Source organism: Streptomyces sp. WZ.A104 (assembly GCF_002382885.1).
GTDB lineage: Bacteria > Actinomycetota > Actinomycetes > Streptomycetales > Streptomycetaceae > Streptomyces.
Map to the genome: position 1 here is coordinate 176,149 of NZ_NWVL01000003.1, position 21,247 is coordinate 197,395.

Here is a 21,247-nt window from a genome sequence, read left to right on the forward strand (position 1 = left end):
TGCCTACGGGCCGTACGCCCGCAGCCCGTGGGCACGCCTCCACTCCGGCTACGCGGCCCGGCCCTCGCTCATGTCCCCATGCCGGGCGGCGACACGGGCGAAGACGAGCGCCGCCAGCGTCAGGGCACCGAGTGCGGCGGCCGTGCCCGGATAGCCGCCGAGTGCCAGTCCCACGCCGCCGAGACCGGCTCCGACGAACACACCGAGGCTCATGCCGGCGGAGTTGATGCTCAGCGCGGTGCCGCGCAGCGAGCCGCAGCGGCGTACGAGGAGCGTGGTGACGCAGGCGGCGACCGTGGCGTGACCGGCGCCGACGAGGGCGGTCAGCGGGAGGGCGAGGAACAGGGAGTGGGTGAAGAACACGCCCACGAGTGCTGCCAGTGCCACCAGCAGGGCCAGGGTCATCAGCCGCTCGGTGGGGACCTTCGGCCGGTCGGCGCTCAGCAGACGCCCGGCGACGAGGTTCCCGAGGAAGAACGCGGTGCCGCTCAACGTCCAGACGATGGCGAACGGCCCGGGGGACAGCGCGAAGCGCTCGTCGTAGAAGGCCGCCAGGTAGGCGAGGTACCCCATGAACGCCGCCGTCCGCAGCATGGCGACGAACAGGAGCGGCACCACGCCCGGAAGCGCGCCCAGCAGTCTGAACGACGCCAGGTAGCCCGGCCGGTCCGCCTTGTTCGCCCTGGCCGCGCTGTCCTGCCCCGCCGGGTGAGGGCGACGGCCCCGGAGGAAGAAGTACGCGGCGAGTACGGCCGCGACGGCGGCGATCACCCACAGGTCGCCCTGCCAGCCCCAGAGCACGGCGGGCAGGGCGACCAGGGGCGCGGCGAGCAGCGCTGTGAGGGACTGGGTGGCGGTGATGAGGGTCGCCGCCCGGCCGGAGGCCGCGTCGCTGTCGAATCGGTCGGCCGCCGCCGCGGTGAGCGCCGGGTTCAGTACGGCCGTACCTGCGCCGACGAGCAGGCAGAACGCCGCCAGCAACAGGAAATCGCCGGTCGCGCCGAGGGCCGCCGAGAGGGCGAGCACGGCCAGCCCGCCCGCGGCCGCCCATTCCTTGCGTACGCGGTCGATCAGGGGAGCGAGGGCGGTTCCCACCGCGAGCGCGGCCAGGCCGCCCAGACCGCGCAGCTGGCCGAGCGCGGCGACACCGCTGTCCGCCGTGTCGGCGATGGGGACGAGGAACGTGCTGTAGATCGTGAAGGGCACCAGCCCGATGGCTGAGGCGAGCATGAGCGGCCACAGCAGGCGGGTCATCTTCCAGTCGCCCGGTACGGCCGCCACGCTCGCGGCCGGCTCCGCCGCGGCCCCGTCGGCCGCCTTGTCCGTGTCCACCGGGCCCGGGTCCTTGGTCTCGCTGCTCATGTGCCCGCCGCCCGGTACCGGTACAGCGCGGTCTCGTCGGCGCTGAACTGTGAGAACGGGAAGGGCTCGGCGGAGAGCGCGGTGACGCCCGCGCCGAGGAAGGCACGTGCGACGGCGCTGCCGGTCTGCGCGTACACCACCAGCGGAATCTCCTGCTTGCGGCAGTGCTCCAGGATGACGTCGAAGCTGCCGTTGCTGAGGGTCATGCCGGTGGCGACCACGGCGTCCGCCTCGGCGAGGACCTGGTTCATGTCGTCGGTGACGGGGTCGCCCCAGTTGGTGGTGCGCAGGTTGAAGTCGCAGGGCAGCGGGGTGCCGCCCTGTTCGCGTATCGCGGCGACGAGCGGGTTGACGACGCCGATGAGCGCGACCTTGGCACCGGTGGCGATGTCCAGCAGTCCCGCGACGGCCGCGTCCCTGGCCTCGGCCCGCGTCTCGGGTGTGCCGGTCGGCAGGACGACGGGTTCGGCGGCGGGCGCGCTGCGATGCGGCTGAACGCGACCGAGGTAGGCGTCGAGGGCGGCGACGCGCACGGGCGCCGAATCGTGCCGGATGAGGGTGTCGAGGGTGTGGCCCGAGGCGTCCGCGCAGAACTCGGGGGCGAGGGATCCGGCCTCGAAGGAAGAGGCCCCGAAGGCGTCCCCGGACCTCAGCAGCAGGTAGTGGTTGCGGTAGGTGACCTGGCTGCCGGCGAGCCGGGTGGTGTGGTGGAGCCAGAAAGCGCTGGTGACGGCGAGCTCCTGGGGCAGCGGCCCGTAGGCGCCTTCGAGAACCGCTTGCCGGAGGTCTGCCACGGAGTGCGGCTGTGAGGGAGACATGTCGGGTCCTTTCGTCCGGGGGGTGATGGATTCGCAGGGAGGGCTGTGACCAAGGGGAGGAGGGCGCTAGACCGCGCCGGGTACCAGCAGCGGTTCGCCGCGCACCAGCGCGCTGTCGTTCGGCGGCCAGTCCATCGCGGACCAGGGGTGCCGCAGCCCGTCCCGCGTCATGACCTCGTGGGGCCGCATGGAGCCCAGACCGATGGCCTTGGGGTGGTTGGCGTAGGCGCTGTCGACGTAGCGGTGCCCGGTGTCGGCGGCGAGGAAGACGTACGTCCGGGAGTCGTCGCGCTCGCGCTCCCAGAGCGTGGCCAGGTAGGCGGCGCCGGCGGACAGTCCGGCGAAGATACCGCTGGCGCGCAGGAGTTCGACGGCACCGGACATGGCGTAGTCGAAGTTGACCCAGTGGATACGGTCGTACAGGTCGTGCCGGACGTTCCGGAAGGGGATGGAGCTGCCGATCCCCGCGATGATCATGTCAGGGTCCAAGACGTGCTCGGCACCGAAGGTGACGCTGCCGAAGGGCTGCACGCCGACGAGGGTGACCTCCCGGCCCGCCTCGCGCAGATACGTGGCGATGGCGCCGGTGGACGCTCCGGTGCCGACCCCTCCGACGATGGACAGAGGTCCGTCCGGGACCTCCTTGCCGATCAGGTCGGCGACGTCGCGGTAGCCGAGGTAGTGGATCGAGTCGTGGTACTGCCGCATCCAGTGGTAGCCGGGGTTCTCGCGCAGCAGTTCACCGATGCGCTCCACGCGCAGGTTCTGGTCCAGGCGCAGGTTCTTGGACGGCCGGACCTGTTCGAGCGTGGCGCCCAGGATCTCCAGCTGGACGCGGAGTGTACGGTCCACCGTCGTCGACCCGACGACGTGGCAGTTCAGGCCGTAGCGGTGGCAGGCGAGGGCCAGTGCGTGGGCGTAGATGCCGCTGGAGCTGTCGACGAGCGTGTCACCGGGCTCGACCTGCCCGGTCTCCAGCAGGTGGCGTACGGCGCCGAGCGCCGAGTAGAGCTTCATGGTCTCGAAGCGCAGACAGACCGCTCCAGGAGGGACGGCCACCACGTCGGGCTCCTTGACGGCCTCCGCTATGTGCTCATGCATGTCTCTCTCCTCCTGGTCAGGCGGCAGGCCGACGGTTCAGCTTGAAGAAGTACGCCTGGCAGTTGTCGCCCTCCCAGGTCTGGCGGTGCAGGACCTCCGGCTGGAACCCGGCGTCGACGGCGTACGCGACGATGCGCTTGAGCTCCGAGGTGTTGGACACGACCAGGTAGATCTCGCCGTCGGGCGCGAGCAGGTCCCGGTCGACGATCTGGTCGAAGAAGCGGACGACGATCTCGGCGCCCACACAGACGTTGCGGACCACCGTCGGGTCGTCGCTGGTCCGCACGCTCACCGCGGGCGGGTTGAAGGTGATGACGTCTAGGCGGGCGGAGGAGGGGAACTCCTCGAAGAGGTTGGAGACCAGCGGACGGAAGGCGGTGCCGGGGCGGTCCCCGACGACGCGCTCGTAGTGGGCGGCGGCGGTGGCGACGCTGTCCGGGTGGACGTCGGCGGCGTAGATCTCGCGGGCGCCGGCCGTGCCGGCGATCACGGCCTCGACGCCGAGGCCGGCACCGATGGCCGCGTAGGCGCGGCCCTTGAGCGGGATGGTGCCGTCCAGCAGCCGGTCGTGGACGATACGGCTGGTGTCGCCTGGCTTGAAGACGCCGGGCGGCAGGTCGAACGTCCAGCCGTTGTACGCGTACGTGCGGTGCGTGTGGATGTCGGACTTGGAGCTGTTGATGGCGAGGATCTCGTCCTGCGGCAGCGTGTCGGGCAGCGCGTCGAGCAGTGCCCGGGCGTCGCCCCGCGCAGCCGGGTCGCCCGCTGCGGTCAGGTCGGTCATGTGTCCTCCGTGGTCGGGGGTGTGGTGGGTCGTGAGTCCTTCAGGCGCCGGAGACGGACGGGGCGGCCTGATCGGTGGCCTTGAGTGCCCTGCCGAGATCCATGGCGTGGACGAGCTGCCGGGTGAGGGCGGCCCGGGGGGCCCGCAGTACCTGCTGCGGCGTGCCGGTCTCGACGACGTGCCCGCTGTCGATGACGACGATGCGGTGGGCGACGGCGGCGAGGAGTTCCAGGTCGTGGCTGACCCAGAGCAGCGCGGTGCCGTGCCGTTCACGCAGGGCGGCGAGCTCGGCGAGGACGGCGTCGGTCGCGTCGGCGTCCAGGGCGGTGGTGATCTCGTCGCAGACGAGCACGTCGGGTTCGGCGAGTACGGCGCGGGCGAGCGCGGCACGTTGCAGCTCGCCCCCCGACAGGCCACCCGGTCGGCGTGCGACGGTGTCGGCGGCGAGCCCGAGACGGTCCAGCATCCGAAGGGCCGTGTGCCTCGCCTCGTCGGGTGTGAGTCCCCGCAGCCGTACGGCGGTCCGGGCGACCTGTTCGGCGACCGGGCGCCGCTCGTCGAAGGAGGAGCGCACTTCCTGCCAGACGTACTGCACCCGCCGCTTCTGCTCGGCGGTGCGGCGGCGCAGCACCGGCAGCCGGTCGCCGTCCAGCAGCACGTCGCCGCGGTGGCGTTCGTGGAGTCCGGCGGCGCAGCGGGCCAGCGTGGTCTTGCCGCTGCCGGACAGCCCGGCCACGCCGACGCAGGCCCCGGCGGGCAGTTGGAGGCCGACCCCGTGCAGCACGGGGCCCCGGCGGCGGCTGTGGAGGTGGGCGGAGAGGTTCCTCACGTCGAGGACCGGGGGGCCGTCGCCGTCGCGGGGGGCGTGTCGCGTGGTGGCCACCCCGCGCCGGGCGGGCAGGGCGTCGGCGGGGCCCCCCGACGCGGTCACCCGCCCCCGGTGCAGGACGACCACGTGGTCGGCCAGGGCCCGGACGAGGTCGTGGTCGTGGCTGAGGAGCAGGATCGCCAGGCCGGTGCGCGCGAGCTCCGCCAGCTCCCCGGCCAGCCTCAGCCGGGTCACCGTGTCCAGGCCGGTGCTCGGCTCGTCGAGGACGAGCACCCGGGGGCGGCACACCAGCGTCTGGGCGAGTGCCACACGCTGGCGCTGCCCGCCCGAGAACTGGTGCGGGAAGCGCCGCTCGGTGTCCCGTCCCGGCGGCAACTGGGCCGCGTCCAGCGCTTCGGCGACGGCCGCCGTAGCGGTGGAGGCGGAGTGGTGCAGACGGGCGAGCTCGGCGAGGACGGCTCCGGTGCGGCGGGCCGGGTTCAGGGCGCCGCCCGGGTGCTGGGGCATGTAAGCGACCACCCGCCCGCGCAGCCCGGCGGCGGCCTTCGTGATGCCGTCCTCAGCCACGACGGTCACGCCGTCGGCCGTCACCCCGCCGGTCAGGCGTACCCCCGGGCCCGCCTCACCGAGCAGGGCGAGGGCGGCCGTGGTCTTGCCGCTGCCGGACGGGCCGACGAGCGCGGTGACCCGGCCCTCGTACAGGTCGAGGTCGACCGCGTCGAGGAGCACGCTGTCCCCGGCGCGCGCGGTCAGTGACCGCACGGAGACGATCGGGGTCATCGGTCGGCCTCCTGCGAACGGCGGGAGCGGGCAAGCCGGCCATCGGCGAGCAGGTTGAGCCCCACGGTGAACATGACGAGCATCAGGGCGGGCGCCAGTACGGCCCACGGCTGGAGGAGCAGGCCCTCGCGGCTGCGAGAGATGCTCACCGCCCAGTCGGGAGCCGTCGGGTCAAGCCCCAGGCCGAGGAAGTTGGCCGAGCCCACGAGAAACACGGCGAGGGTGATGCGGGTGCCGATGTCGGCGGCGACCGGAGCGAGCACCGAGCGTGCCACGTAGTCCAGTTGGATACGGAGCCGGGACTCGCCCTGCACCCGCAGTGCCTCGGCCACGGGACTGCTCGCCGCGTCCAGGGCCGCGGCCCGCACCAGCCGTGCCACCGGCGGGACGTTGACAGCCGCGATCGCGAGAGTGATGGCGGCGGGCGAGCCGCGCCAGCCCACCGCGATCACACTGATCACGAGCAGCGTGGGCAGCGGCAGCAGCACATCGAGGGGACGGATCAGCAGCTCGTCGGCCCAGCGGCGGCGGGCCGTCGCGGCCAGCAGACCGATGAGTCCGCCTGCCAGGCAGGCGACGGCGACCGCGCCGAGCGCCATGCCGAGCGCGCTGCGCCCGCCGTGCAGGAGCAGGGCCAGCACGTCACGCCCCAACCCGTCCGTCCCCAGCGGGCTTTCGCCCCCGCCCGGGGCGTACGGGGCATACGCGCCCGGCACGGCGGGATCGGCGACGAGCGGTCCGAAGAGGGCGGCACCCAGCGGCAGCGCCAGCAGCAGCCCGCCGACCGACACCATGGGCTTGGCCGTGGCCTTCACCGAAGGACCTCCGTTCGCGGGACGAGTCGATGGCAGACCAGATCCGCCACCAGGCTGAACAGCAGGGCCGCCACCGCCACCACCAGGGCCAAGCCCTGCACGGTGGGCACATCGCGGGCTTCCACGGCACGGACGAGGGCGGTCGCCACACCGGGGATCGCGAATACCGCCTCGACGACCAGCACCCCGCCCACCAGGTTGTCGCCCACCCGGGCCAGTTCCTGGACCCCGGGCACAGCGGCGTTGGGCAGGACATGGCGCAGCAGCAGCGTCCGGCGCGGCACGCCGAGGCGCCGCGCCTGGACGACGTAGTCCGCCTTGAGGACCGTCACCATGCCCGCCCGCACCTGCCGCGACAGCAGGCAGACCATGCGGGCCGCCACCACCGTGACCGGCATGACCAGCAGCGCGGGCTCGACCAGGAGGTCCGCCGCGCCCACGCCGACCCAGGTGGCGGGCAGCCAGCCCAGCCTCAGCGACAGGCCGGCCACGAGCAGCAGCGCCAGCAGGAAGTCCGGTACGGCGTTGAGCGCGAGCGTCACGGACGTGACCGCCCGGTCGAGGCGCCCGCCCTCGCGCAGCCCGGAGGCGATGCCGAGCAGCACCGCGAGCGGCACGACGACAACGAGGGTCACCGCGGCCAGCACCAGCGTGGGGCCGGCCGAGTCGGTCAGGATGTCCAGCACCGGGCCGCCGCTCACCAGCGAGGTGCCCAGGTCGCCGGTGAGCAGGCCCTGGGCCCAGTCGGTGAAGCGTTCCAGGGCCGGCCGGTCCAGCCCGAGCTGCTCGCGCAGCGCCGCCACCCGCTCGGGCGTGGCGTCCTCGTTGTTGCGGACATCGGCCGCGTCACCGGGCAGCAGCGACGTCAACGCGAACACCAGCACCGCGAGCAGGGCCAGCTGGACGGCTCCGACGGCGAGTCGTTGCAGGGCGTACCCGCGCATCCTCAGGCCAGCCACACCTTGTCGAAGCGGGCGGAGTCCAGGGTGTTGGGAGGGGCGTCCTCGACGCCCCGCACCCGGGAGGAGACGGCGTTCAGCCAGTCCGGGTGACCCCAGACCAGCAGACCGCCCTCGTCGTGGACGGTCCGCTGGAGCTTTCCGTACAGCTCTGTTCGCTCGGCCTCGTCCGTCGTGGACCGGGCCTTGGCGAAGGTCGCGTCGAAGTCCTTGCGGCGCCAGCCGGAGGCGTTGAAGGCGGACTTCGTCAGCAGGCGGTCGTTGATGTAGGTGGGGACGGTCATGGCGCCCGAGCGGTGGCTGCCCATCACGCCCTTGGTGAGCTGGTCCCTGAAGTACGTCTCCGACGAACCGCGCGTGACCTTCACCCGCAGTCCGGCGTCGGCGGCCTGCTCGGCGAAGAGGGTCGCCGCCTCCACGAAACCGCTGGCGACGGAGGAGGTGTAGATGGACAGCGGCTTGTTGAGCACGCCGGCCTTCTTCAGCAGTGCACGGGCTTCCTCGACATCGCGCTTCCGCTGCGGAACGTCCTGCGGGTAGTACTGGTAGCCCTTGCCGAACATGTCGTTGCCGACCACACCCTGGCCCGCCAGGACGACTTCGACCAGCTTCTCCCGGTCGGCGAGCAGCTTGAAGGCCAGCGTCACGTCCGGGTCGGTGAACGGCTCCTGGTCGCACTTCATGACGATGGCATGGGCGGTACTGCCCTTGGCGGCGACGATCCGGACAGACTTGTCGGCCTGTGCGGTACGGGCGAAGGTCGGCGTCATCTCGTAGCCGTACTCCGCCTCGCCGGCGCGCAGGGCGTTGCCGCGCGCGTCGGCCTCGGCGGACAGGATCCGCAGCTCGTCCACGTAGGCCCCGCCGTCCCAGTGGTCGTCGAAGCGCTCGGCGACGAAGGAGCGGCCGGCCTCGAAGGACTTCAGGCGGAAGGCGCCGGTGCCGACCGGCTCGGCGGGGTCGGAGTAACGGGTGCTGACGATCGACGTGCCCAACGTGGCGAGCATGGAGGGCAGTTCGGCGTTCGGCCGGACCAGCTGGAGTTCGACGGTGTTCCTGCCGATGCCCCGGCTCTTCTTCAGGTCGATGACCGACAGCAGGCCCTGCGCGAAGTGGTTGGTCGCCTTGGGGTCGAGGATGCGGTCGAAGCTGAACAGGACGTCCTCGGGAGTGAGCTTCTTCCCGTCGTGGAACGTGGCGTCCCGCAGGGTGAAGCGCCACACCGTCGCGTCGGCGTCGGCCTCCCACTTCTCGGCCAGCCTCGGCACCGGCGCCATGTTCCCGTCCAGCTCCACGAGCCGGTCGAACAGCGCCTTCGTGCGCGCCATGTCGATGGCCAGGGCCTCGGCGTGCGGGTCGATCGTCTCCTGTTCGCCGCCTCCGGTGAACAGTGCCCGCAGCTGCCCGCCGCGCCTGGGCTCCGCCTTGCCGTCCACCGAGCCGCCACCGGAGCCGGAGCCGGCCCCGCAGCCGGTGAGGGCCAGGGCCCCGGCTGTACCGGCCGCGCCGGCCAGGGCGAGGAATTCTCGGCGGTTACGGAATGTCGACATGCTGCTCCCAGGAATCACGTGGCGTGGGCCCCGGGTTCCGGCCGCAGGACGGGGCGGCGGGTGCGGGGCTTCGCCAGCATCCTGTAAATGAAAATGATTGTCAACGTCGTGTCGTGGGTGCCTCACGTCAGTGATCGGGCGCGGGCGGGGGAGTTCTTCACGGCATCGCCGAGGGGCTCGGCGCCGCGATGTGCCGATTCCGCTGTCGGTCGGCCACTCCGCATGCCGTTGGGGCCGGTGCAACTCTGCTGACGCGAGCAGCTCTCGCCGGTTGCGGTCGTCCACAGTGTGATCACGATCATGGTTGACACCGGAACCGCGGCTGTATTCACTTGCAGCGCAAATCTGAACATCGAGTGGAGCTGGGGTGGGGGAGCATGCAAAAGCGCTGGTGGGGCAGGTCTGATGGGGGCAGAGGACGAAGACCGCGGGGGCGTGTCAGGGCATTCTCCGGAATCACCGCGGCAGCGCTGATGGCCGGGCTGCCCGCCTTTGAGGTCAGCGCACCGACCCCCGCGCAAGCAGCTGTCGCCGAGGACGCCACGGAGGTCGGTCATCTGACCGCCGCGCAGCGCGCGGCCGCCTCCGGTGATCCGGTCGAGGTGACTGCGGAGCGGACCGAGTACTCGACGACCACCGCGAACCCCGACGGAACGTACACGCTGGTCCAGTCCGCGGTCCCGCAGCGGGCGAAGGGCGTTGACGGCTCCTGGCGCGACGTCGATGCCACGCTGGAGCGCCGCTCCGACGGGTCCGTCGGGCCGAAGGCGGCTGTGGTCGACCTGTCCTTCTCCGGAGGCGGCGACGGCGACGGACTCATTCGCCTGGGCAGTGAGCAGGGCTCACTGCGGCTCGACTGGCCGGGCACGTTGCCCGAGCCCCGGCTCGACGGACCGAAGGCGATCTACCCGGACGTCCTCAAGGGCGTGGACCTGGAGCTCACCGCCACGGCCGAGGGCTACCGCGAAGTGCTCGTGGTCAAGTCCGCCGAGGCGGCCGCCGATCCGGCACTCGACCAGGTGAAGCTGGCCGCCTCCGGCTCGGAGCTGCGGATCGTGCCTGGCGCCGGTGGAGGGCTGCGGGCCGTCGACGACGACGGCAACACCGTGTTCAAGGGCCCCGCCGGGCAGATGTGGGACTCCGCAGGCGATGCGGGGCCGCGGACGCAGCTGGTCTCGGACGCCACCGAACCGGCCCCGGACGCGCCGTCCGACCCGGTGGAGGAGAGCACCCAGCCCGGCCCCGGCGACACGAGCGCCGTCATGCCGGTCCAGATCGAGGACGACGCCATCGCGGTCCGGCCCGACCTGGACCTGCTGCGCGGCAAGGACACCGTGTACCCCGTGTACATCGACCCGTCGGTCGGTCTGGGCGCGTCCGAACGAACCGTGCTGTCCTCCGATGGTGACAAGTTCTGGCAGTTCAACGGTGACTACGGAGTCGGGCGCTGCAGTGTCTCCGGCCCCTACTACTGCGGTAACAACTACACCAACCGCATGTACTTCGAGTTCTCGCCGTCGAAGCTGTCGGGCAAGCACGTGCTCGACGCCACCTTCCGCGCGTACGAGACCTGGTCGTTCAGCTGCAGCGCCAAGTGGGTCGACCTGGAGCGCACCAACAACATCTCCGAGGGCACCCGGTGGCCCGGGCCGACCCAGCTGGACCAGATGGGTGACCGCCATGTGTCGGCGGGCCGTGGCAGCCAGTGCAGCCCGGGTCAGCCGGACAAGTGGATCGAGTTCAACGACAACCCGGACGAGCCCGACGAGAACCTCACCCCCACGGTGCGCAAGTTCGCCGACGGCAAGATCTCCCGGCTGACGCTGATGCTCCGTGCCAAGGACGAGTCCGACCCGGCGGCCTGGAAGCGGTTCGACGACAACGCCGAGCTCAAGGTCGACTACGCCTTCAAACCGGGCGTGCCCACTGATGTCGGTGTGATCCCGGGCGACGGGACCACCGCGTACTGCAAGAAGTCGTCGTCCGACCCGCTGATCGTCACGCGCAAGGACCCGATGGTCCAGGCGCGGGTGCAGACGAAGGTCGAGCACAACATGGGCGACGCGGAGGGCTCGCTGCAGGCCGAGTTCGTCATCCAGCGCGGCGACGACGCCGACTGGCACCAGGTCTGGTCCGGCTACCGGCCCAGCAGCGGCTGGGACCCGGACGGCACCCTGGAGAAGATGCGCACCACCAACCGCGCCGACGGCGGCCTGTACCGGCTTAGGGCGCGTACCCAGTCGCACTGGTCCTACGGCGGGAAGTCCGGTGACCTGTGGTCGTCGTACTCGCCATGGTGCTACCTCAAGATCGACTCGACGGCACCCAAGGCGCCGCAGATCAGCGCCGGCTCCCCGTACACCGAGTGCACCACCAACCTGTGCGAAGGCCGGGGCGGCCCCGGCATGCCGGGCCGCTTCACCTTCAAGCCCAATGCCGCGGACACCGACATCACCGGCTACCGCTGGCGGCTGCTGACCACGTCCGCGAAGGACACCAGGACGGTGACGGGCTCCACGGTCACCGTTCCCGACATCACGCCCTCACTCGCCGGCACGCAGGTGCTGTCGGTGGAGGCCAAGGACGTACGCAACCGCTGGGGATCGCCGTCCGAGTTCACCTTCAAGGTGTCCCCGGCCGCCGGTGCGGTAGGCCGTTGGCACTTCGACGACGGCGCACCCAACTCCGGTGTGACCGTGGCCAAGGACACCGCCACTGAGGGCACTCGCCACGACGCCACTCTGCGGACCACCCATGCCGGCTGGTCCACGCTGGCGCGCCGCGGCGACGCCGACTACTCGCTGTGGCTCAACGACGGCAGTGCCGAGAGCGCCCGCGACGGCCATGCGGCGACCGCGTCCGCGGCGGTGAACACCAAGGACTCGTTCACCTTCTCGGCCTGGGCCTATCTGACGGATACGTCGCAGACCCGGGTGGTCCTCGCGGCGCCGGGCACGCACGGCTCGGCTTTCACGCTCTACTACTCGGCCTACTACAAGAAGTGGGTCTTCAACCGCACGGCCACGGACACCAAGGACAACCCGGTCTATCTGAGATCGCTGTCCGACACCGGTGCCCCGCCGCTGAAGGTGTGGACGCATCTGGCCGGCGTGTTCGACACCAAGGGCGACACCGACAAGACCAACGACACCATCCAGCTGTTCGTCAACGGCCGCCCGCAGGGCCAGCCAGTGGTGCTGAACTCGCTGTCGACCGCGTACACGCCATGGGTCTCCTCCGGCGGCCTGCAGTTCGGCCGATCGCTGGTCAAGGGGACGTACGGGGAACACTTCCGCGGTCGCCTCGATGAGGTGGCGGTCTGGCAGCGCGCGTTGACCGGTGACGAGATCATCCAGCAGGCGCAGCTCCTGGAGAACGGAGTCGCGGCCAACGAACTGGTCGCGCACTGGGACGCCACGGCCTCGACCGGCACCGCGGTCAGGGAACTCTCCTCGTACCCCGTGCCGGGCCTGAAGCTCTCGGCCGAGGGCGCGGTACTGGACGAGGAGAACAGCGCGCTGGTCCTCGACGGCACGGCAGGGTACGCCTCGGCGGCCGGTCCGGTGACCGACGAGAGCGGCTCATTCACCGTCTCCGCCCGGGTCCAGCTGGACTCCGCCAAGCTCGCGGCCAAACCCGTGGGCTACCAGGGCCAGGTGGCCGGGCAGCAGGCCTCCGCCGGGGAGTCCTCGTGGGCACTGTGGGTAGTGAAGGCCGCCGAGGGCGTCTACCAGTGGAAATTCACCCGGACCGCGGTCGGCGCCGACGGCAAGGTCACGCAGAGCGCCGAGGCACCGGGCGGCGACATCGCCGAGACCGACACCTGGGTGCAGGTCACGGGTGTCTTCGACGCCGGTGAGTCCTGGGAGTGGACCGACCCCGCGGACTCAGCCAAGACCGAGACGCGGTACGGCAAACTTCACCTGTTCGTAGGCGAGTTCGACCAGCCTGCCGAGGATGCGTCCGGGTTCTCGGCCGCCCAGCAGGGTACTGGCGTGGTCTCCGCGGGCCGAGGGAGCGCGAGCGGCGCTACCGGGCACCATCTGCCGGGCGCCCTGGAGGAACTGCGGGTGTGGACCGGTGCGATGAGCGCCGACCAGATCCGGTCGCAGATCCTGGGCAACGGCACGCTCTGACGATCCGTCACATCCGCCGCTGACACACGGCGGCCACCGGTCAGGGCCGGGCATGACCGCCCGGCCCTGACCGGCCACACTCCGATACAGCTCATACAGCTCAGACAAGGGCATTCGTGAGACACATACGTTCGGCCCGGCATGTGCCGGGCCGCTCACCGTCATCGCCACCTTCCTTCTCTCCCTGGATGCGTCGCGTTTCGCTGGCCGTCGGCCTCGCCATGCTCCCCGGCCTGCTGGCGCCCATGAGCGCGACCGCCGCTGACGACCCCCTGGGTAAGCCGAAGCTGTCGGCGGCGCGCGCGCAGCAGGTCTCTCCTTTCAAGGCCAAGGCGGACAGCGAAACCGCGAACACCATGAAGGAGGCCGCGGCCGCTGACCGCAAGGCGGCCCAGCGCGCCCGCGAGGACCAGGCGAAGAAGACCACCTGGCCGACCGAGGGTTCGGCCCGCTTGACCCTGCCCAAGAGCGGGGCCGCCGAGAAGACGCCTGGCTCACTGCCCGTCACACTGGCCGCTCCGCCCCCGGAGAAGGGGAAGCCCGCCAAGGAGACCCGGGCCGCCGAGTCCGTGACGGTCGACGTCCTCGGCCAGAAGGACGCCAGAGCACTTGGCGTCAAGGGCATCGTCCTCAAGGTGAGCGGCCCGAAGAACGGCGGCTCGGCCCGACTCGGCCTGGACTACTCGAAGTTCGCCTCGGCCTACGGCGGCGACTGGGCGGGCCGACTGCAAGTGATGCGGCTGCCCGACTGTGCCCTGCGGGACGCGAAGTCCGCCAAGTCGGCGAAGTGCCGCAAGCCCACCCCGATGGAGTTCACCAACGAGCGGTCCACGCAAACCCTCACGACGGACCTGGCCTTCGAATCCGCACCCGCCACGAGGTCGGCCACTACCGGGCAGACCATGACCCTGGCGGTCGCAGCGGGAACCGCGTCCAGTGGCGGCGACTACAAGGCGACGCCGCTAGCCGCCTCCTCCACCTGGGAGGCGGGCGGCAGCTCCGGCTCCTTCACCTGGTCGTACCCGCTCAAACCGCCGGCTCCGGCCGCGGGTGTGGGTCCCGAGCTGGCGATCTCGTACGACTCGGGAAGCGTGGACGGCCGTACGGCCACCACCAACAATCAGGGCACCATGGTCGGTGAGGGCTTCGACCTGACGTCGTCCTACGTTGAGCGCAAATACGGCTCGTGCACCGACGACGGCCACAGCGACAAGTACGACCTGTGCTGGAAGTACGACAACGCCTCACTCGTCCTCAACGGCAAGGCCACCGAGCTGGTCAAGGACGACACCACCGGTGAGTGGCGGCTGAAGAACGACGACGCCTCCAAGGTCACCCACTCCACCGGAGCGGACAACGGCGACGACAACGGCGAGTACTGGACCGTCGTCACCGGCGACGGCACCAAGTTCGTCTTCGGCCTGAACAAGCTCGATGGCGCGGCCGCCGGCGTCCGCACCAAGTCGGTGTGGACCGTGCCCGTCTTCGGTGACGACGCGGGCGAGCCCGGCTACTCCTCGGGCAGCTCCTTCTCGGGCCGTGACAAGAAGCAGGCCTGGCGCTGGAACCTCGACTATGTCGAGGACACCCACGACAACGCCATGACCTACTGGTACGAGGACGAGACCAACAACTACGACAAGCTCGGCGACGACAACACCGGCACCGGGTACACCCGCGGCGGCTACCTGAAGGAGATCCGCTACGGCCAGCGCGCCGGAGCCCTCTTCAGCGCCACCCCGGCCGCTTCGAACAAGGTCGTCCTCTCCTACGCCGAGCGATGCCTGGCCACCGGCACGGGCTGTGACTCGCTCACCGAGGACACCCGGGACAACTGGCCCGACGTACCCTTCGACGCCGTGTGCAAGGACGGCGCCAAGTGCACGTACAACACCAGCCCGTCGTTCTTCACCCGCAAGCGTCTGACCTCGGTCTCCACCTACGCCTGGAACGCCGCGGCGTCGTCCCCGGCCTTCTCGCCCGTCGACACGTGGAACTTCAAGCACCTCTACCTCGACCCGGGTGACACCGGCGACTCCACCGACCAGTCGCTGTGGCTGGACGAGATCGAGCACACCGGCAAGCGGGGCACCGATCTCTCTCTGGACCCGGTCAAGTTCGACCATGTCTTCCTGCCCAACCGGGTCGACAGCCCGAATGACGACATCCTGTCGTTCGAGCGCCCCCGTCTGAAGACGATCGTCTCCGAGACGGGCGCGCAGACGATCGTCGACTACATGGCGGCGGACTGCGTGGCCGGGCAGACCATGCCCAAGGTCGACACGAACACCAAGCGCTGCTACCCGGTGTACTGGTCGCCCTACGGCGAGAAGGAGCCGATCCTCGACTGGTTCCAGAAGTACCCGGTCAGCTCGGTGCGCACCACCGATCCGCACGGTGGTTCCGAGGCGGTGCAACACACGTACACCTACTCCGGTGGCGGCGCCTGGCACTACAACGACGACCCGATGACACCCGCCAAGCGGCGCACCTGGTCCGTCTGGCGCGGTTTCGGCAAGGTCACCCACCTCACGGGACCGCCCGAGGGGACTCAGACCAAGACGGTCACGGTGTACCTGCGCGGCATGAACGGCGACCGGGTCCTGGGCTCCGACGGCAAGACCCCCGATCCGGACCGGCGCAAGAGCGTCAAGGTCTCGGGCATCAAGGCCGCGGAGATCACCGACTCCGACCAGTACGCCGGCTTCAACCGCGAGACGGTCTCCTACAACGGCACGACCGAGGTGTCCGGCACCGTCAACGACCCCTGGTCGAAGCGGACGGCCACACAGCACAAGTCGTACGCGGACACCGAGGCGTACTACGTCCGTGTCGGCCAGTCCCATGCCCGTACCAACGTGACCAGCAAGGGCACCGCGTACGACCGCATCCGTACGACGAAGACCACGTACGACGACTACGGCATGCCCACCTCGGTCGAGGACCGGGGTGACAACTCCGTCACCGGCGACGAGAAGTGCACGCGTACCTGGTACGCCCGTAATGACGCGATCGGTTTGACCGCGCTCACGTCCCGGACCCGGGTCGTCGGGAAGGCCTGCTCCGTCGCCGACTCGGATCTGGATCTGCCTGGCGACTCCTCGCGTCCGGGCGATGTGGTGTCCGATCAGGCCACCGCCTTCGACACGACGACGTGGTCCGCCGACCAGAAGCCCACCAAGGGCGAAGCCCGTTGGGCCGGACGCGTGAAGTCCTACGGTGCAGACAACCAGCCCGACTGGCAGCAGACGAACATCACCGAGTACGACGTGCTCGGCCGTCCGACGGTGATGAAGGACACCAACTCGACCACCATCTCCACCACCACCTACACCCCGGCGGCGGCGGGCCCGCTGACCTCGACGACGGTGGCCAACGCCAAGGGCCACAAGAGCACCACCATCAAGGACTTCGCGCTGGGAGTGGATCTGAAGGTCACGGATCCGAACGGCAAGGTCACCGAGTCCCAGTACGACAGCCTTGGCCGCGTCACCAGCGTCTGGCTGCCGAACCGCTACCGGGTACTCGGAAAGTCCGCCAACTACGTCTACAAGTACAGCGTCAAGTCCTCGGCTCTGCCCTGGGTTTCGAGCGCCACGCTCAAGGGCGACGGCTCCGGCTACAACACCACCTACGAGATCTTCGACTCACTCCTGCGTACCCGCCAGATACAGGCGCCGTCGGCCGCGGGTGGGCGGATCATCGCGCAGACTCTGTACGACGGCCGCGGCCTCGCCGTGACCGCCCAGGCCGACATCTGGGACAACACGGCGGCACCTTCCGGGTCGATCGTGCAGATCGACGGTGGTCAGGCGCCCAAGCAGACGGACACGGTCCACGACGGCATGGGCCGGACGGTCAAGACGGTCACGAAGAGTTTCGGCGTGACCAAATGGTCGGTCGACGTGACCTACCAGGGCGACACAGTCCTCACCGGCGCCCCGGCCGGCGGCTCGGCCAACGCGCTGGTCACCAACGCACTCGGCCAGACAGTCGAGCGGCGCGACTACGCGGGGCCCAAGCCGACCGGCACCGAGTTCACGACCACCTCCTACACCTTCGACGCCGCGGACCGGCAGCAGTCGGTGACGGCCCCGGACAAGTCCAAGTGGTCCTACACCTACGACCTGTTCGGCCGGCAGCGGACCGTGAGCGACCCGGACAAGGGCACAACCACGACCGTCCACAACGATCTCGACCAGGCAGTGAAGTCCACCGACAGTCGTGGCGAAGAGCTGCTCTTCGCGTACGACATACTCGGCCGCAAGACCGGGATGTGGCAGACCTCCAAGACCGACGCCAACAAGCTCGCCGCCTGGACGTTCGATACTCTCGCCAAGGGGCAGCAGGACACCGCCGTGCGGTACGAGGGCGGTGTCGGCGGCAGGGCCTACACGCAGAAGGTCACCCGCTACGACAACCTGTACAAGGTCACCAACAACCAGCTGATCATGCCCTCCGACGATCCGCTGGTGGCCGCTGGCGTGCCCAGGACCCTGTCGTTCTCCACCGGGTACAACCTGGACGGCACGGTGAAGCAGGCGGCCGCGCCCGCGGTGGCCGGACTCCCCGCGGAGACGGTGTCGTACACCCACGACAGCCTCGGGCAGGTCAAGAGCTCCAAGGGCACCACGGGCTATCTGCAGGGGGTCACCTACTCGCCGCTCGGCGACGTGCGTCAGATGACGCTCGCCACCGACCCGACGAACGCCAAGAAGCTGTACGTCAACCACGACTACGAGGCCGGCACGCGCCGTCTCACCAGGTCCTACGTCACCGACGACGTGCATGGCTTCATGCTCCAGGAGCTGAAGTTCTCCCAGGACGCCGCGGGCAACGTCACCTCCGTCTTCGACGGCACCACCCTGGGCGGGGCCGGCAAGGCGGACTACCAGTGCTTCGACCATGACGGCTACCGTCGCCTGGCCGAGGCCTGGACTCCCAAGACCGCCGACTGCTCCGCTTCCGGCCGCACCACCGGCAACCTCGGGGGCGCCGCGCCGTACTGGACGAGCTACCGTTACAACGACTCCGGGCTGCGCACCGGGCAGACCGAGCACAGCACCTCGGGTGACACCTCCACCACATACACCTACGGCACGCCGAACGGGCAGCCGCACGCCCTCGCGAAGACGCAGAGCGGAGCAAAGACCGAGACCTACTCCTACGACGAGATCGGGAACACCACGTCCCGGCCCGGCACCCAGGGCACCCAGACCCTGGGCTGGAACGTCGAAGGCAGGCTGGCCAGCGTCGAAGAGCCCGCAGCGGGCAGCAAGCCGGCCGCCAAGACCGGCTACGTCTACGACGCCAGTGGGGAGCTGCTGATCCGCCGGGCCACCACCACGGACGGCGAGAGCGTGCTCTACCTGGGCGTGACCGAGGTCCGGCTCAAGGTGAGCGGCAACGGGGCCACCAAGGCCCTGTCCGGTGCGCGTTCGTACCGGGCCGGCGGCCAGACGATCGCCGTCCGGACATCCGCCGCCGGTGAGCCCGGCACGAAGCTGGCCTTCCTCGCGGGCGACCACCACGGCACTTCGAGCCTGGCGATCGCCGCCGACACGCTGGTCTTCGCCAAGCGGTACACGAAGCCGTTCGGCGCACCGCGCGGTTCCGAGACGACCGCGTGGCCGGACGACAAGGGCTTCCTCGGCAAGCCCGCGGACCGCAAGACCGGCCTCACCCACCTTGGCGCACGGGAGTACGACCCGGTCACGGGTCGGTTCCTCAGCGTGGACCCGCTCCTCGAACCGGACAAGCCGCAATCGCTGAACGGCTATGCCTACTCAGGAAACAGCCCCGTGACCAACTCCGACCCGACCGGCATGTCGGACGGGATCGGCGGTCTCCTCGGACTCATCGGTGCTGCGATCGGTGGTGTCGTGGGTGCCGTGGTCGGTGCGGTGGGCGCGGCGGTCGCCGCCGTCGGCTCGTTCGGCGGTGGCGGTGGCGGTGGCGGTGGCGGTGGCGGTGGTGGCGGCGGTGGCGGCGGTGGTGGCGGCACCGCTCCGACCGGCAACAACGGAACCACGTACAACCCGTTCAACGGATGGACTCCTGGGGCCACTTACAACCTCATCACCAAATCCTGGGACACACCGTTCAACCTGCCGGCCCGGAGTACGGAGGAGTGGCTGGCCATGGCGCCCGGCTGGGGCATCGTCAGTGACCCGAAGGCGGCCAACCGGTGGGAGACTTCGCGTTCGATGTTCTTCGGTTGGCTGTGGGGTGGCGGCTATCCGCTGCGTGATCACCAGGACTTCCGGGGCGGCGACGCGTTCACAGCGATCCTGGCGAGCGACGACACCATGTCCAAGTGGCGGTCCACCTTGGTGGGCCAGGCACGGGACAAGGGGCTGAAGGCGCCGTACGCGAAGGAAGCCGTCAGGTTCTCCTATCAGGACAAGGGCCCTGAGCCAGGAAGCCCCTGGTACAAGTTCAACTCCCTGCGTGGCGCGGCGAACGACCTCGCAGGCGTGTTGACCAACGGTGGTATCGGCACGGACAACCAGGCGGACGCGTTCCTCGGCAGTTACAGTGCTACCGGGAAGATCAAGTCGATCAACAAGAAGGAGCAGACAGTCACCCTGAAGTTCACGGCAACGAATATCTCCGACTGGCGATCCGCGACCCATGTCATCCCCAGGTCATGGAATCCAGCGTTCGAGGACACCTTCGGTGCGGCCGTGACACAGGACTTCTCCTGGGAGGAGAAGTGGCCGATTAGTCAGTGCGTGAACTATTCGGAATGGCTCGAATAGTTCCTACGCGCACGGCCCACTGATCAGCTGAGCGCCTGTGGGGTCGGGCCCGCCTGTCAGCCCGACCCCACAGGCGCCACTTTCACCTCTAGGATGAATTAGTGTTCAAGGCACTGCGGAATCCCGTCCATAGGACCGGTGTGGCCCTGTTGTCCCTTCTCCTGCTCGCCGCGTGCAGTACCGAAGACGCGGTGAAGGTCCCGGCAGACCGCATCATCGGCGACTGGAAGGGGCCGGACGGCGAGCAGCTGTCCTTCTCCATCGACCGGAAGTTCACGTCCTCCGGCCTCGACTCGAAGAATCTCGCCGCCATCCGGTGCCCCGGTAGCACAGCGGCCGGCAGCTGGGGCTTCTTCGTCGATGACGAGAACGGTAGCCATATGTCGAAGACGGCGAAGTCGGGCTCCCGGATCGGCCTCTCATTCCAGGACGTGCGCCAAGAAGACTGCATGATGGACCTCGCCGTCCTGGACGACGGGGAGACCCTCTGTGCCACCAACGACCCCGACGTACCCTGCGGCTTGGAGGTGCGTTTCTCCCGGGAGAAGTAGCACTCCTGAGACCGGCGAAGGCGGCCGCCCCGGTATGGGGCGGCCGCCTTTCGATGTAGCCGGAGGTCTGGATCAGGCCCAGGACGAACCAGAGGAGCTGGAGCAGAACCAGCGGGTGCGCTGGAAGAGCGGGAGGCGCGCTTCCTGAGCCTGTTCGAGGCCGACGCGTTCCATTGAGACCGTGGGCTGCGCCGGGGTCACGGCCTGGCGCCGCCCACGGCTCCGGACCGGGCGAGGTGCGCCGGGTCGTCGAACGCGCCTTCGCCTGGCTGCACCAGTTCAAACGCCTCCGCACCCGCTACGACCGACGTGCCGGCCTCCACCAGGGCCTGCTCGAACTGGCCTGCAGCCTCATACGCCTCCGCCGCCTCATTTATAAGCCATCTCATTTGGCGAGTCGGCGATAGCAGATGAGTGTGCAGGCGATGCTGGTGAAGGCGAGGAAGTGGTCGGCCTTGCGTTCGTAGGGGCGGTGGAGGCGGCGGCATCCGGCGAGCCAGGACATGGTGCGTTCCACGGTCCAGCGGTGGCGGCCCAGCCGTTGCGAGGACTCGACTCCCTTGCGGGCGATGCGGTGGGTGATGCCGCGCTCGCGTAACCATCGCCGCAGGTGGGCGTAGTCGTAGCCCTTGTCGGCGTGGAGTTTGCCGGGCTTGCGCCGTCGCCGGCCGCGGCGCGAGCGGATCGGCGGGATGCCCTTCACGAGCGGGATCAGGGCCTGGCTGTCGTGCAGGTTGGCCCCGGAGATGCCGATGGATATGGGCAGACCTGATCGTTCCGTGATCAGGTGGATCTTCGAGC

Annotated in this window: 12 protein-coding genes and 1 pseudogene; 4 read left to right on the top strand and 9 right to left on the bottom strand. The window is 69.8% G+C overall.

Features of this window, described 5'->3' with window-relative positions; all coding sequences use genetic code 11:
* Positions 1-48 precede the first annotated feature (48 nt).
* The 8 genes from CIB93_RS02845 to CIB93_RS02880 form a co-directional block, all read right to left on the bottom strand.
* A complete protein-coding gene (locus tag CIB93_RS02845) occupies positions 49-1,362 on the bottom strand; it encodes an MFS transporter (RefSeq protein ID WP_218839748.1) in 1,314 nt (437 codons plus the stop codon).
* Complete coding sequence (locus CIB93_RS02850; RefSeq protein WP_096623674.1) at positions 1,359-2,180, bottom strand: Rossmann-like domain-containing protein; 822 nt, start codon at positions 2,178-2,180, stop codon at positions 1,359-1,361. The genes CIB93_RS02845 and CIB93_RS02850 overlap by 4 nt, the downstream gene beginning before the upstream one ends.
* 66 nt (positions 2,181-2,246) lie before the next feature.
* Complete coding sequence (locus CIB93_RS02855) at positions 2,247-3,281, bottom strand: pyridoxal-phosphate dependent enzyme (RefSeq protein ID WP_096623676.1); 1,035 nt, start codon at positions 3,279-3,281, stop codon at positions 2,247-2,249.
* 16 nt (positions 3,282-3,297) lie between these two features.
* Positions 3,298-4,065 carry a methyltransferase gene (locus CIB93_RS02860; protein WP_096623678.1) on the bottom strand — a complete coding sequence of 256 codons (768 nt, stop codon included), beginning with the start codon at positions 4,063-4,065 and terminating at the stop codon, positions 3,298-3,300.
* A 40-nt stretch (positions 4,066-4,105) separates the two neighbouring features.
* The gene (locus tag CIB93_RS02865) at positions 4,106-5,674 is read right to left on the bottom strand and encodes an ABC transporter ATP-binding protein (protein ID WP_096623680.1); all 1,569 of its coding nucleotides are present in this window, start codon (positions 5,672-5,674) and stop codon (positions 4,106-4,108) included.
* Entirely contained in the window at positions 5,671-6,489 is an 819-nt protein-coding gene (locus CIB93_RS02870) for an ABC transporter permease (protein WP_257001982.1), read from the bottom strand. The genes CIB93_RS02865 and CIB93_RS02870 overlap by 4 nt, the downstream gene beginning before the upstream one ends.
* The gene (locus CIB93_RS02875; RefSeq protein WP_096623682.1) at positions 6,486-7,433 is read right to left on the bottom strand and encodes an ABC transporter permease; all 948 of its coding nucleotides are present in this window, start codon (positions 7,431-7,433) and stop codon (positions 6,486-6,488) included. Before CIB93_RS02875 ends, CIB93_RS02870 begins: the two co-directional genes overlap by 4 nt.
* A gap of 2 nt (positions 7,434-7,435) precedes the next feature.
* Positions 7,436-8,998: an ABC transporter substrate-binding protein gene (locus tag CIB93_RS02880; protein WP_096623684.1), complete on the bottom strand. Its 1,563-nt coding sequence runs from the start codon at positions 8,996-8,998 to the stop codon at positions 7,436-7,438.
* A 473-nt stretch (positions 8,999-9,471) separates the two neighbouring features.
* Between CIB93_RS02880 and CIB93_RS02885 the strand changes: the two genes are divergently transcribed.
* From CIB93_RS02885 to CIB93_RS02900, 4 genes and pseudogenes are all read left to right on the top strand, one after another.
* Complete coding sequence (locus CIB93_RS02885; RefSeq protein ID WP_096623686.1) at positions 9,472-13,134, top strand: LamG domain-containing protein; 3,663 nt, start codon at positions 9,472-9,474, stop codon at positions 13,132-13,134.
* A 188-nt stretch (positions 13,135-13,322) separates the two neighbouring features.
* Positions 13,323-19,895, top strand: a complete 6,573-nt coding sequence (locus CIB93_RS02890) for an RHS repeat-associated core domain-containing protein (protein WP_096623688.1) — start codon at positions 13,323-13,325, stop codon at positions 19,893-19,895.
* Positions 19,896-19,996: 101 nt separating this feature from the next.
* Complete coding sequence (locus CIB93_RS37630) at positions 19,997-20,446, top strand: hypothetical protein (protein ID WP_179499932.1); 450 nt, start codon at positions 19,997-19,999, stop codon at positions 20,444-20,446.
* 200 nt (positions 20,447-20,646) lie between these two features.
* Positions 20,647-20,853, top strand: a pseudogene (locus CIB93_RS02900) (transposase); the annotation flags it as partial.
* Here CIB93_RS02900 and CIB93_RS02905 read toward each other — a convergent pair.
* Positions 20,832-21,247, bottom strand: a 416-nt coding sequence (locus CIB93_RS02905; RefSeq protein ID WP_107470934.1) for an IS5 family transposase, incomplete at its 5' end; no start/stop codon positions are given. The pseudogene CIB93_RS02900 and the gene CIB93_RS02905 overlap by 22 nt on opposite strands.